Source organism: Pengzhenrongella sicca, assembly GCF_017569225.1.
GTDB lineage: Bacteria > Actinomycetota > Actinomycetes > Actinomycetales > Cellulomonadaceae > Pengzhenrongella > Pengzhenrongella sicca.
This window is the reverse complement of sequence record NZ_CP071868.1, coordinates 473,386-485,418: the sequence shown is the minus strand read 5'-3', so window position 1 is coordinate 485,418 and position 12,033 is coordinate 473,386. Positions and strand designations below refer to the sequence as shown.

The window sequence follows — 12,033 nt, the reverse complement described above, 5'->3', positions numbered from 1 at the left end:
CGGCAACCCGTCTGCGCAGTGCCGGGGCGGGCGTATGTCACCCTGCGTGCGATTTGAGGGCCTGCGGCGTCACCCGAACGAGATGCACGTCACTGCGGCCCCCTTCGCTGAGGTAAGGACGGGCCGGACCCCTCAGGCGGTGTTGCCCGCATCGATCGTGATCGTGGTGCCGGTGACGGCGCCGCCAGCGCTGCTCAGCAGATACTCCACGCCACCGGCGACCTCCGCCGGCGTGGGAAAGCGGCCAAGCGCCGACCGCTTCTTGATTCGCTCGAGATTGACCGCTCCGAGCGAGGACGTCATCTCGGTCTCGGTGAAGCCCGGCGCGATGCAGTTGACCGTGACGTTGCGGGGGCCGAGCTCGCGCGCGAGAGATCTCGTAAAGCCCTCCATTGCGGCCTTCGATGCGGCGTAGACGCTTAACCCGCGGTACCCCGTACGCGCAACGATGGAGGAGACGTTCACCACGCGACCCCGCCTGGCCACGAGCATGGGCCGCGACAGGTACTTGGTCAACACGATTGGCGCAGTGATGTTGACCTGAATCAGGCGCTCGATCTCGCTGTTGTGCATCGTCGGGAGGATCCCGTCCGAACCGAGCGCCGCGTTGTTCACGAGCGCGTACGGCGCGCCGTTCGCCGCGACGAGACCTGCGGCCAGTTCCGGGATGCCGCCGACGTCCGCAAGGTCGAAGCAGATGTGCGTGTACTGGCCCGGCTCGAGCGCAAGGCTTGCGGCGGACACGTCCCGACGGGAGATGCCGACGACGCGATAGCCCGCCTGTGCCAGCCCTATCGTCATCGCGCGGCCGAGTCCTGAACTGGTCCCGGTGATCACCACCAGGTCTGGGTCGGTCATCGCCGCTCCGCCTTTCCAGCGCTCGACACGGCGAGCGCCGGCACAGCTGTGACGATCGCCGGCACGTGGTGGCCCGGCGCACGGGTCTTGACCCACGCCCGGATCGTCTTCGCGAGATCGCCCGGAGCGCCCGGACCGGGCACGATCGTGGCGACCAGGATCGACCCCGTGAACGCGTTCACCCGCGCGCTCACCACGGCGTCGAGCACGTGCGGGTGGGTGCGGAGGAGGCGCTCGACGTCTTCTGGCCAGACCTTCGACCCGCCGACGTTCACGATGCCCGAGCTGCGCCCACGGAAGAGCACGCGGTCGCCGCTGACCTCGACCACGTCTCCCGTCGAGGCGAAGCCATCCGGACCGGCGACGCTCGCGGCGGGGCTGTGAACCTGCAGAATCCCCTCGACGATTCGTAGGCGAATGCCGCCGGGTGCAACCTCCAGGTACGACGCGGGAAAGCCCGCGAGGCCGTCCCGAACGCCGAAGGCGGCGCCGGTCTCCGTCGACGCGAAGACGTGTGTGACGCGTGCGCCCGGGAACTCGGCCGCCAGTGCGTCGAGCACCTTCTGGTCTGCGATCTCGCCGCCAAGCGTGAGCTGGGTCAGCGCCCATCCGTGGGTCGCGCCCGACTGCAACATCTGGCGCCAGAGCGTCGGGGTCGCCGAGAGCGCCGTGACCGAGCGATCCCGCATCCACGCCACCTTCGCGGAGAGTCGCGCGGCCGGATCGGGAGCGACGAGCAGCGCGCCCGAGGAGAGCACCTGCAGCAGCACCTGCAGTCCCGCCATGCGGGTCGGGTTGTAGAGCAGCCCCCACACCATCGAGCGGGTTCTCTCGGTGCTCCGTACCGTCCGCGTCAGCGAGGCCAACGAGTGCTCGACCGAGGTAGGCAGCCCGGTCGTTCCGGAGGTGTAGAGCACCCACCGGGTCTCGACTCGGCTCCCGGGCAAGCCGACCACGGCTCCAGCGGGACGGTCGGACAGCTCCAGGTCGAGCCGGACGACCTCCGGTGGGAGCTCGGTGCGCAGCCCTGGCGGCAGCAGATGGACTGCGCCCGCCCAGCCGTCCAGCGCGAGGACTGCCGCGATGACGACTGCCGCGGAGTCGGTCTGGACCGCGACCTTGCTCCCGAGCGCCACCTTGGTCCGGGCGCCGAGCGGGTCTGCCGCGAGCGCGGCCCGGGTCCAGGTCCTGAACCGGTCGTGCACCAGTGGCTGATCGAGCGACGAGACCTGCCGCGAACCAGTCATCGCGATTGCTCAAACCGCTCGTAGAACGAGATGAACTCACCCAGGGTCTTCGGATACACCGCGTCGGGCGTCAGCGTAAAGGGGTCGTACCCCAACTGGTCCTCGAGTTGGGTCACGAGGACCGCAAACCCGAGGCTATCGAGTCCAGAATCGACGATCATCACGGCGTCGGAAAGGTCCGGTATCGCTTGGCCGTCTTCCTCGAGCTGCTCGACAATTAACCGCTTTATCGTCTCCCGACACGAGACCATGAGCATTCCTTCCAGAGCGCCAGATGGCGTGACTACTTATAACGCTGAGGTGATTATCGTATCATCGAGCCGGGCTAGCTGTCGGTATCGGCGAGCTCGTTCAAGAATTGATCATAGTCTCGAATGTAATCGGCGCCGTCATACGCGTGGGAGGCGAATACGGCAAGTACCGTGTCCGTAGAATAGTTGTACTGCGTGCCCCACAGCATCGGTGGCATGAACAATCCGCGATCGGGGCTCGAGAGCGTCAGCTGATTGCGATGCGTGCCATCATCGACGATGCAGGTGACCGAGCCGCGCAAGCAGATCAGCACCTGCGCGCACCGACGATGCGCGTGCTCCCCCCGCACGTCCTTCGACGGAACCCCGAAGACCGCGAAGAATCGCGCAGGGGGGAACGGAAGATCGGACCGGAGCTCGACGGCAGAGAGCGAGCCTCGCAGGTCGCTGGCCATCCGCACCGGGATGAGCTTCGCCCCGCCGACGAGCTCTTCGAACAGGACCGGCGACGACTCGGTGACGGTCGGGACCGAGTCGTTGACATAGCCATGGATCCTCGCCGGGTTTCCCACCACCACGGCGTTGGCGGGGACGTTGCGAGTCACGACGGCGCCCGCGCCCACCATGGCATTGCGACCCACCCGCACGCCCGGCAGCAGCACGGCGCCCGCTCCCAGGGATGCCCCGGGCGCGACGACGGTGCGCACGGGCGTTGGCGGGCCGGTCGGGTCGCGCGGCATCGGTGCGTTGGTGAACGTCACGTTGGGACCGACGAACACGTCGTCCCCGAGACGGACCCCGTCCCACAACTGCACTCCCGCCATGATCGTGACGCGATCGCCGACCACGACGTCGTCCTCGATCAGGACGTGCTCGCCGACGTCGCAGCCGGCGCCGAGCACCGCACCAGCGTGGATGTGGGTGAACGCCCGAACCGTCGTCGCACTTCCTACGTTCTCGGACTCGCAGAGGGCTTGGGGGTGGACCAGGGAGGTCACGGGACGTCCTTTCGCTGGCTGTGACTAGGTCGGTGCGCTCGGATCAGAACGACTCGAGGGCGGCGCAGACCCGCTCGACCTCGGTCGTGGTCAGCTCGGGGAAATTCGGCACTGACAGGATTCGCTCGGCCGCCCATTCCGTCACGGGCAGGTCGACGGCGGCGAACTCCCGGGCGAATGCGGGCTGGCGATGGTCCGGCACCGGGAAATGGATGTCGGTCCGGATCCTCAGCGCCGCCAGGTGCGCGCGGAGCAGGTCGCGGTCCTCGCACAGCACGACGGCCAGATGGCCGACGTGCCCCTGCCCCGACGCGTCGAGGACTCTCACCCGGGCCGAGGAGCGTGCGGCGTACGCGCTGATGATCGCCCGCCGACGAGCGTTCGCGGCGTCCAGGCCGGGCAGCCGGTTCCGCAGGATCGCTGCCTGGACCTCGTCGAGCCGCGAGTTTCGCCCGCCGTCGGTCGCGATGGTGTACTTGCCTCGCCAGCCGTACTGCCGTAGCTCCCGTACCGCGACGGCGACGGCGTCGGAGGAGGTCAGGACTGCCCCGCCGTCACCGAGCGCGCCGAGGTTCTTGGTCGGGTAGAAGCTCACGGCGGCGGCCGTGGCGAGCGCGCCGACCCGCCCGTCCTGCCCAGTGGCGCCCAGCGCCTGGGCGCAGTCCTCCACGACGGCGATCCCGCGCGGGTCGCAGACCAGACGGAGAGCCTTCACGTCGGCCGCCCGCCCGTACAGATGGGTGACGACCACGACCCCTACGCTGTCGTCGATCGCCTCGGTCACGGCCTCCGGATCCAGGCAGAGGGTGACCGGATCGATGTCGCCAAATCGAACACCGAACCCGGCTCGTCTGGCCGCAGTCAGGGTGTAGGCACCGCAGTTTGCCGCGGTCACCACGGTCTTCTTGCCGGCCGGCATCACCGCACGAAGTGCCAGCTCAAGGGCGTCCGTACCGCAGGCGACGCCCAACGCATGCGTCACCCCGACGTACGCCGCGAGCTCGCGTTCGAACGCGTCATGCTGCGGCCCCTGGACCAGCCACCCCGAGTCGAGCACCGCTGCGAACGACGCCACGAGCTCCGCTCGGCTCCCGGCGATCGACCGCGACAGGTCGTTGAACGGAACCCAGGCGACCTCGTCGCTGTCGCTCATCGACCCACCAGGGAATGCGTGCCCACCGCGTACGGCGGCGCTGGCACTGGCGCGGAACCGTCGACGCCGAGCGACCAGGCGCGCGTCACCGCGGCAGCGAGGTCGGCTACCCGCGCCGTGAAGTCGCCGTCGCCCATGCTCACGACGGCGGAGATGCGGGCCAAGAGCTGGGCGATCACGTTTTTGGCGGCAAACAGAGACTGCTCACCACGCTCGAGGACGCCCGTACTCAGGCCTACCCGGAGCAGCTCCACCCACTCCAGGGCGCCGTCGATGAGGACCGCCGGATCAACGCTTCGCTGCGCGCCATGCTGCCGGAAGGAGCTGAGCGGCTTCACTGAGTAGAAGAGATGTCCCTTGGCGAGCAGCGTGAGCCAGAGCGCGACATCCCCGTTGGCGTCGAAGTCGGTCGCCCCGTACGAGAACGGTCGGGCCGGGTCGACCAAGCCGTTGCGGAACAGCACCGTGCTCGGCTCACCGATCTGGTTCAGGTTGAGCAGGAGCATCCGCCGAGCCACTGCCTCGCCGCTGAGGATGTCGTCTGCCCCCACGAGCGGCTCGGTGTAGCTGCGACCTGGGAGCTGGCGCCCGGTCTCGTCGATCAGCAGCCGGACGGAGGTCGCCAGCGAGATCGCCGGCTCCGCGTGCATCGGACGGAGCAGCTTCTCGATCCCCTGCCGGTCGACCAGGTCGTCCTGCATGCAGAAGCGGACGTACTCGCCGTCTGCGGCCTTGAGCAGCTCGACACAGTTGGCAGCGGCGCCCGCACGGTCGGTGCCCTCGATCAGCGTGAACCGCGGGTCAGCCGACGCGAACGCCCGCGCGATCTCAAGCGTCGCATCCGACGATCCGTCGTCGCGGATCAGCACACGCAGGTTCCGATACGTCTGCGTCTGGATACTCGTGAGCGTCTCGCCGAGAAACCGGGCACCGTTGTACGTCGGCACCAGGACGGAGACCGTGGGGTTCTTGAGCACAAGGGGTTCCTCTTCGACGTTCGGGCGTTCACGCTCGCTGGTGACAACGACTCCTTCACGCATCGGCTGAAAGCGCTCGCCCCTTAGCGGTTCCGCTCGCTGCGCACCGATCGGGGCGCTGGTCGCTGCGGTAGCCTCGCACGGTGATTCATCCGAGCGCGATCGTCTCGCCACTGGCCCAGCTTGGAGACAACGTCCAGATCGGTCCGTTCTCGATCGTGCACGCCGATACCGTGATCGGCTCGGGCACCGTGATCGGCTCGCACTGCGAAATCGGGCATCCGGAGCAGTCGCCCACGAGTCGGCCGCTGGTTATTGGCGCGGACAGCCACATCCGCTCGCACAGCGTGTTCTACGCGGGATCGACATTCGGCGCCGGACTCGTGACCGGGCATCACGTCACTGTGCGTGAGGGCACCGAGGCGGGCCGCAATCTTCAGATCGGCACCCTCGGCGACATCCAAGGCCATTGCTCAATCGGCGACTACACAAGGTTCCACAGCAACGTCAACATCGGCCAGCACTCCGAGATCGGCAACTTCGTATGGATCTTCCCGTACGTCGTGCTCACGAACGACCCGCACCCGCCGAGCGACATACAGCTCGGGGTGACGCTCGAGGACTTCGTGGCGATCGCCACGATGTCGATCATCCTGCCGGGGGTCCGGGTGGGCCGTGGCGCCCTGATCGGCGCGCATAGTTCAGTGTCGAAGGACGTCGTTGACGACACGGTCGTGGCCGGTTCGCCGGCGCGCTTCGTCTGCCGTGCCGAGACGCTCAAGCTCAAGAACGGTCTGAGCACCAGCGCCTACCCATGGCGCAGGCACTTCCACCGCGGGTACCCGGAGGCCGTGGTGAAGGAATGGCTTGCGGAGTTTTCCTGAGTTGCCGAGAACGCGCCGCTCTACGTCTCAATGGCAGCGCCCGCTGACGACGGCACCAGCGTGCCGGGGGAGGGTGCGACCGCAGATTCAGTCCACGAGCGCCCAAGAATGGTGTTGTAGGCGGCCTCCCATCGCCAGATGTTCCCCTGGATGGTCCGCGTCGCCGCCCACGTCCGCGCGTTCGAGCCGATCTCGTGGCGCAGGTCGTCGTCGTTGACGAGCTGGGTGAGGTGTTTCGCCCACTCGTGCGGGTACCTCGCCAGCATGCCGGTCACACCATGTTCGACGGTCGCTTCGTACGGTCCGAAGTCACTCGCCACGACCGGGATCCCGAGCGACGCATACTCCAGAAACTTCAGGTCGCTCTTGCTCCGGTTGAAGGCGTTGTGCGCCAGTGGAGCGATCCCAATGTCGAAGTCGAGCCCGCCGAGATAGTCGACGAGGTTCGCCATCCACCCGGTGTAGCGCGCGGCGGGGCGGCCGATGTCCGGGCCGTGGTTGGTACCGATGAAATGAGCCTCGACCGCGCCGTTCCGCCGGAAGTAGGACTTCAGCTCTTTCTGCACCGACGCAAAGTCGTCGTTGTGGCTCGTCCCACCGGCCCACCCAATGGTGAGCCGCTCGGTCAGTGGACGCGTCTGCGTCAGCACCGCAGCGTCGACGCAGTTGGGCAGTACCACCACGTTGGAGTTGTACGCGCTCACGACCTCGGCGAGGTGGTCGGTGCTCACGGAGACGGCGTCCGCCACGCGGATGCTGTCGATCGCGATCTGACGGGCCGGGCCCTGCCAAAACTCATAGGCGGGGTTGGACGGGTGCAGGCTCCAGACGTCGTCGTCGACCTCGTACACCATCGCGAAGAAGCGGGCGGGGTCGACAGCGAGCTCGTGCCAGCGTGCGGCCTGATCGGGCGTCGCGATGCGCTGGCCCACGAGGACGTCGAGGTCGGTGGGGATCTGAAAACCCGAGGAGCTGAACGCGAGCGCGTCGTGCCCGGCCTTCTCGAGCGCCCACATCGGCAGCCCGATCCGGTAGTTGCCGCAGCCGCCGTGATCAGCGGCCCACCCGTAGATCTTCAACCGTTCCACTGGACTACCCCTCAGAGTGCGCGTTCGGGCGCCACGTGGCCCGCCCGACCCATCGGCCACGGGTGGACCGTCTTGAGGGATGCGACGCGCGGCCGACGGCGCCTCTCGGGTCAGCCCGCGGTGTCGAGGTAGACCGGGGTCGTCTCGGCGACGGGTCGGACCTGGTCGAGCACGCGCAGGTGCCGGCGGCTCAGGTCGGCCGCCTCGGCAAGCGACTGCGCGACGCGGAGCTGGCGCGCGACGAGCGCCTGGGCCCGCTCCCGCAGCGGCGCGGGCAGCACCCCGAGGTGCGACGGCGGCAGCCATGGCCGGGCGGGCGGCAGCGGGTCGTCAGTGCCGGCCCGAAGCAGCGCCTCCGCCTCGTCGACGCCGATCTCGAGCTCGGCGAGCGCGGTCGACCAGGCCGCGGTCCACTCGGGCGCGGTGCCGGTCTGCCGCAGCAGCGTCCTCATCCGACGCCGAGCTCACCGCCCACCGCGGACTCGCCGAAGCCGGCGGTCCGGGTGCGCTGGATCGGGATCGCGGGTGCGGCCTCGGCTGCGACGGCGTCGGCCGCCTCGTGCCAGGTGTCCCGCAACGGGGTGACGAGGTCGTTGCACCGGGCCGTGCGGTCGGCGTCCCCGGCGAGGGAGCAGCCCACGAGCTCGCGCAGGAGATACATGTAGAGGTCCATCAGGCCCTTGCCGCCGGACCAGGCGTCGACGTCGAGCGTCGAGGCGAGCCCCGCGACGATGTCCTGGGCGTGGTCGAGGTGGTCGCTCGCCTCGCCGCGGTTTCCCGCCCGCTGCGAGGCCTCGGCCCGCGCGATGTCCAGCACCAGGCGGTCGTAGAGCATTGTGAGGATGCGCTGCGGGCCGGCCGTGGCGACGGCGCTGTCGAGGAACCGGCTGCGGGTCATCGCGAGATTCATGAAAGCCTCTCCGTCGGAGCTAGGTACTGGATCAGGACGAGTTGGAGGACAGGGTCTCGAGCTGCGACGTCAGCCAGTCGGACTGGCTGCCGAGCTTGCCGAGAGCGACCTCGAGGGCGGCGTACTGCTTCTCAAGCGCGGTGCGCCGCAGGGTGAGGCGGGTGTCCCAGCTGAGGATCTGGTCGCCCAGGTCGTCGACGTAGCCCTTCTGGCTCGTGATCTTGTTCGTGACTGAGCCGGTCGAGGAGTTGGAGAAGCCCTCGGCGACGGTCTGCAGACGGGCGGCAACGCCGGTCACGACCGCCTGAACGCCGTCGGGGTCGGCGGCGAGCGCGGCTGCGAACTTCGTCGCGTCGAACGACATCGAGCCGTCCTTGCCGAGGACGATGCCGATCGACGACGGCGAGATGCCGTTGATCGGGTTCGACGCCGCGCTGAGCACGGCCTGCTTCATGGCCCGGATGTCGCTGTCCTTCGACAGCACCCCGAACTTCGTGGTGGTCGCGCCGTCGGTCGTCGTCGTCGTGTTCGTGGTCTGCGAGACGATCTCCGACAGGACCGTCGTGAGGTTGCTGACGAGGCCAGAGGCGAGGCTGGTCAGGGCGGCGTCGTCGCCGCCCACGGTCAGGGTGACGTCGCTGGCCACGGCCGAGACGGTGAAGTCCACGCCGGTGAGCACACCGGTGAACGTGTTGCTGGCGGACGTGACCTCGGTCTCGGCTCCGGTGCCGGACCACAGCGTGATCTTTGCGTCAGCCGCGCCGGTGATGAGCGTCCCGGCGGAGCGGCCCATGAGCTCGGCGGCCGTGGCCGTGCCGGCGGTGACCTCGGCCGCGGTCACGGCGCCCGCGTAGAGGTCGAACCCGCTCTCGAGGCCGGTCGTTGCCGACGTGAGCTGCAGGCGCGACTCGGTGGCGGAGATCTTCACGACCGTCGCGGTCACGCCCGTGTCCGCGGAGTTGATGGCCTTGGCCACCCCGGCGAGGTCGGTCACGTCCGTCAGGTCGATCGAGGTGACGGTCGGGTCGGCCGTCGTGCCGACGGACAGGCTCAGGGTCCCGCCGTAGCTGGCCGCAAAGTCCGTCGCCACGGCGCTCACCGAGGTCTGGGCCTTTGCGACCGCGTCGACCGAGAAGGTGAGTGACGAGGCCTTGGCCCCGGCCGTGGTGGTCGCGGTGACGGACGCCGCGGAGCTCTTCGCGATCGCGGCCTCCCACGACGCCGGCGTCGCGGCGGTCTTCGCGGAGGTCGCGAGAGAGGAGAGCTTGACGTTGAGGGACTGCAACGCGGTGACGTAGGCGTTGGTCGTCGTGACCTTGGCCTTGAGGCCGGTCTGCGACTGCGCCTCGAGCGTCATCAGACTCGTGATGATCGTGGTCGTGTCGAGGCCGCTGATCAGCCCGTCGATTGCCGAGGTCATCGGAAGCCTTCCTGAAGGTCGTGCCGCCGAGAGCTGGGTCCCGGCGGCCGGTGAAGCGGCCGGTGGTGGGCGGACGGTCCGAGTCCGCCCACCACCGGTAGATCAGGTCGACCGCCTCGAAGTGGCGGGGACCTCCGTGCGGGTTACTGCAGGAGCTGGAGCACGCCCTGCGGGATCGACTTGGCCTGCGCGAGCATGGCCGTGCCGGCCTGCGACAGGATCTGCGCGCGCGTGAACTTCACCATCTCCGACGCCATGTCGGTGTCCCGGATGCGGGACTCCGACGCGGTCACGTTCTCCAGCGCCACGTTCGCGTTGTTGATCGTGTGATCGAGCGTGTTCTGCTGCGCACCGAGCTGGGCGCGCATCGTCGACACGTTGCTGATCGCCGAGTCGATGTTCGTCAGGTTGCTCGCGATGTCGGTCGCGGTGATCCCCGAGGCCGAGAGCGAGACAAGCCCAGTCGACGTGCCGGTCGCAGCGTCCGACAGGCCGAGGCCAGAGACGCTGGCGTTGGACGCCGACGTCCCGATGCTGATCGTGACGGCGTCGCCCGAGTTGGCGCCGACCTGGAACGAACCCGAGTAGGAGCCGTCGAGAAGGGTGTGGCCGTTGAAGTTCGTCTTGTCGGCGATCTTGTCGAGCTCCCCCGAGAGGTCGTCGAGCTCGACCTGGATGTTCGCGGAGGCTTCCTTGGTCAGCGAGCCGGTGTTGGCGCCCTGGACCGTGAGGTCGCGCATGCGCTGCAGGATCGAGGTCGTCTCGTTCAGCGCGCCTTCAGCGGTCTGGACGAGGGAGATGCCGTCCTGGGCGTTGCGCACGCCCATCGTGATGCCACCCATCTGCGAGCGCATGCCCTCGGAGATGGCCAGCCCGGCAGCGTCGTCCGCGGCCCGGTTGATCCGGAAGCCAGAGGACAGCTTCTCGAGCGACTTGCTCAGGTCGTTCTGCGTGGTGTTGAGGTTGCGGTACGCGTTCAGTGCCGCCATGTTCGTGTTGATCGAGAGCGCCATGATGAAAACTCCTCCGTGAGTGCAGCAGGATCGCCGCCCATCCATGGGCTGGCACTGTGCTTATCGGACCCCACCCACCCCACATGAGAGATCCAGGCGAACAAAAAGGCGGCGCCCGCTCGACCAAGGTTCTGGACCGAGCAGGCGCCGCCGAGTCGTGCCGTACGGGTCGTGCGCGTGCGGGTTACTGCAGGAGCTGGAGCACGCCCTGCGGGATCGACTTGGCCTGCGCGAGCATCGCCGTGCCGGCCTGCGACAGGATCTGCGCGCGCGTGAACTTCACCATCTCCGACGCCATGTCGGTGTCCCGGATACGGGACTCCGACGCGGTCACGTTCTCCAGCGCCACGTTCGCGTTGTTGATCGTGTGATCGAGCGTGTTCTGCTGCGCACCGAGCTGGGCGCGCGACGTCGACACCTTGGAGATCGCGAGGTCGATGTTCGTGAGGTTGTTCGCGATGTCGAACTCGGTGATGGCCGACGCGCTGAGCGAGACGAGCGAACCGGTACCGGAGGTCACAGCGGCAGAGGCGCCGCCGGCGCCGGTGCTCGCGACGACGCCCAGCGCCGAGGTGCCCGCGCCGTCGATGTCGATGGTGACGGTGTCACCGGCGTTGGCGCCGACCTGGAACGAGCCCGAGTAGGAGCCGTCGAGAAGCGCCTGGCCGTTGAAGCTCGTCTTGGCCGCAATGCTGCCGAGCTCGGTGGTGAGGTCGGTGAGCTCGACCTGGATGTTCGCGGAGGCCTCGTCGGTCAGCGAGCCGGTGTTGGCACCCTGGACCGTGAGGTCGCGCATGCGCTGCAGGATCGAGGTCGTCTCGTTCAGCGCGCCTTCAGCGGTCTGGACGAGGGAGATGCCGTCCTGGGCGTTGCGCACGCCCATCGTGATGCCACCCATCTGCGAGCGCATGCCCTCGGAGATGGCCAGCCCGGCAGCGTCGTCCGCGGCCCGGTTGATCCGGAAGCCGGACGACAGCTTCTCGAGCGACTTGCTCAGGTCGTTCTGCGTGGTGTTGAGGTTGCGGTACGCGTTCAGTGCCGCCATGTTCGTGTTGATCGAGAGCGCCATGATGAAAACTCCTCCGTGAGTGCAGCAGGATCGCCGCCCATCCATGGGCTGGCACTGTGCTTATCGGACCCCACCCACCCCACATGAGAGATCCAGGCGAACAAAAAGGCGGCGCCCGCTCGACCAAGGTTCTGGACCGAGCAGGCGCCGCCGAGTCGTGCCGTA

General features: G+C 68.1%; 13 protein-coding genes. 1 reads left to right on the top strand and 12 read right to left on the bottom strand.

What is annotated here, in order from left to right:
* Positions 1-132: 132 nt before the first annotated feature.
* From J4E96_RS02210 to J4E96_RS02185, 6 genes are all read right to left on the bottom strand, one after another.
* Positions 133-858: an SDR family NAD(P)-dependent oxidoreductase gene (locus tag J4E96_RS02210; protein ID WP_227424174.1), complete on the bottom strand. Its 726-nt coding sequence runs from the start codon at positions 856-858 to the stop codon at positions 133-135.
* Complete coding sequence (locus J4E96_RS02205) at positions 855-2,105, bottom strand: AMP-binding protein (RefSeq protein ID WP_227424173.1); 1,251 nt, start codon at positions 2,103-2,105, stop codon at positions 855-857. The genes J4E96_RS02210 and J4E96_RS02205 overlap by 4 nt, the downstream gene beginning before the upstream one ends.
* Positions 2,102-2,356, bottom strand: coding sequence for an acyl carrier protein (locus tag J4E96_RS02200; protein WP_227424172.1), 255 nt, complete (start codon positions 2,354-2,356; stop codon positions 2,102-2,104). The genes J4E96_RS02205 and J4E96_RS02200 overlap by 4 nt, the downstream gene beginning before the upstream one ends.
* 74 nt (positions 2,357-2,430) lie before the next feature.
* On the bottom strand, positions 2,431-3,354 hold the full coding sequence (locus tag J4E96_RS02195; RefSeq protein ID WP_227424171.1) for a WxcM-like domain-containing protein: 924 nt from the start codon (positions 3,352-3,354) through the stop codon (positions 2,431-2,433).
* Between the two features lie 43 nt (positions 3,355-3,397).
* Entirely contained in the window at positions 3,398-4,507 is a 1,110-nt protein-coding gene (locus J4E96_RS02190) for a DegT/DnrJ/EryC1/StrS family aminotransferase (protein WP_227424170.1), read from the bottom strand.
* Positions 4,504-5,658: a glycosyltransferase gene (locus tag J4E96_RS02185; RefSeq protein WP_227424169.1), complete on the bottom strand. Its 1,155-nt coding sequence runs from the start codon at positions 5,656-5,658 to the stop codon at positions 4,504-4,506. Before J4E96_RS02185 ends, J4E96_RS02190 begins: the two co-directional genes overlap by 4 nt.
* Here J4E96_RS02185 and J4E96_RS02180 point away from each other — a divergent pair.
* A complete protein-coding gene (locus J4E96_RS02180) occupies positions 5,628-6,368 on the top strand; it encodes an acyltransferase (protein WP_227424168.1) in 741 nt (246 codons plus the stop codon). The genes J4E96_RS02185 and J4E96_RS02180 overlap by 31 nt on opposite strands.
* 20 nt (positions 6,369-6,388) lie before the next feature.
* On the opposite strand, the gene J4E96_RS02175 is transcribed toward J4E96_RS02180, so the two are convergent.
* The 6 genes from J4E96_RS02175 to J4E96_RS02150 form a co-directional block, all read right to left on the bottom strand.
* Positions 6,389-7,456: a glycosyltransferase gene (locus J4E96_RS02175; protein WP_227424167.1), complete on the bottom strand. Its 1,068-nt coding sequence runs from the start codon at positions 7,454-7,456 to the stop codon at positions 6,389-6,391.
* Between the two features lie 110 nt (positions 7,457-7,566).
* Entirely contained in the window at positions 7,567-7,908 is a 342-nt protein-coding gene (locus J4E96_RS02170) for a hypothetical protein (RefSeq protein ID WP_227424166.1), read from the bottom strand.
* Complete coding sequence (locus J4E96_RS02165) at positions 7,905-8,366, bottom strand: flagellar export chaperone FliS (protein ID WP_227424165.1); 462 nt, start codon at positions 8,364-8,366, stop codon at positions 7,905-7,907. The genes J4E96_RS02170 and J4E96_RS02165 overlap by 4 nt, the downstream gene beginning before the upstream one ends.
* Before the next feature lie 31 nt (positions 8,367-8,397).
* Positions 8,398-9,786, bottom strand: a complete 1,389-nt coding sequence (fliD, locus tag J4E96_RS02160) for a flagellar filament capping protein FliD (RefSeq protein WP_227424164.1) — start codon at positions 9,784-9,786, stop codon at positions 8,398-8,400.
* A 143-nt stretch (positions 9,787-9,929) separates the two neighbouring features.
* The gene (locus tag J4E96_RS02155; RefSeq protein ID WP_227424163.1) at positions 9,930-10,799 is read right to left on the bottom strand and encodes a flagellin N-terminal helical domain-containing protein; all 870 of its coding nucleotides are present in this window, start codon (positions 10,797-10,799) and stop codon (positions 9,930-9,932) included.
* Positions 10,800-10,983: 184 nt separating this feature from the next.
* Positions 10,984-11,868, bottom strand: a complete 885-nt coding sequence (locus J4E96_RS02150) for a flagellin N-terminal helical domain-containing protein (protein WP_227424162.1) — start codon at positions 11,866-11,868, stop codon at positions 10,984-10,986.
* Positions 11,869-12,033 lie beyond the last annotated feature (165 nt).

Coding starts and splice junctions, on each gene's coding strand:
- J4E96_RS02210 (WP_227424174.1), bottom strand. CDS start 858: ATGACCGACCCAGACCTGGTGGTGATCACCGGGACCAGTTCAGGACTC.
- J4E96_RS02205 (WP_227424173.1), bottom strand. CDS start 2,105: ATGACTGGTTCGCGGCAGGTCTCGTCGCTCGATCAGCCACTGGTGCAC.
- J4E96_RS02200 (WP_227424172.1), bottom strand. CDS start 2,356: ATGGTCTCGTGTCGGGAGACGATAAAGCGGTTAATTGTCGAGCAGCTC.
- J4E96_RS02190 (WP_227424170.1), bottom strand. CDS start 4,507: ATGAGCGACAGCGACGAGGTCGCCTGGGTTCCGTTCAACGACCTGTCG.
- J4E96_RS02170 (WP_227424166.1), bottom strand. CDS start 7,908: ATGAGGACGCTGCTGCGGCAGACCGGCACCGCGCCCGAGTGGACCGCG.
- J4E96_RS02165 (WP_227424165.1), bottom strand. CDS start 8,366: ATGAATCTCGCGATGACCCGCAGCCGGTTCCTCGACAGCGCCGTCGCC.
- fliD (WP_227424164.1), bottom strand. CDS start 9,786: ATGACCTCGGCAATCGACGGGCTGATCAGCGGCCTCGACACGACCACG.
- J4E96_RS02155 (WP_227424163.1), bottom strand. CDS start 10,799: ATGGCGCTCTCGATCAACACGAACATGGCGGCACTGAACGCGTACCGC.
- J4E96_RS02150 (WP_227424162.1), bottom strand. CDS start 11,868: ATGGCGCTCTCGATCAACACGAACATGGCGGCACTGAACGCGTACCGC.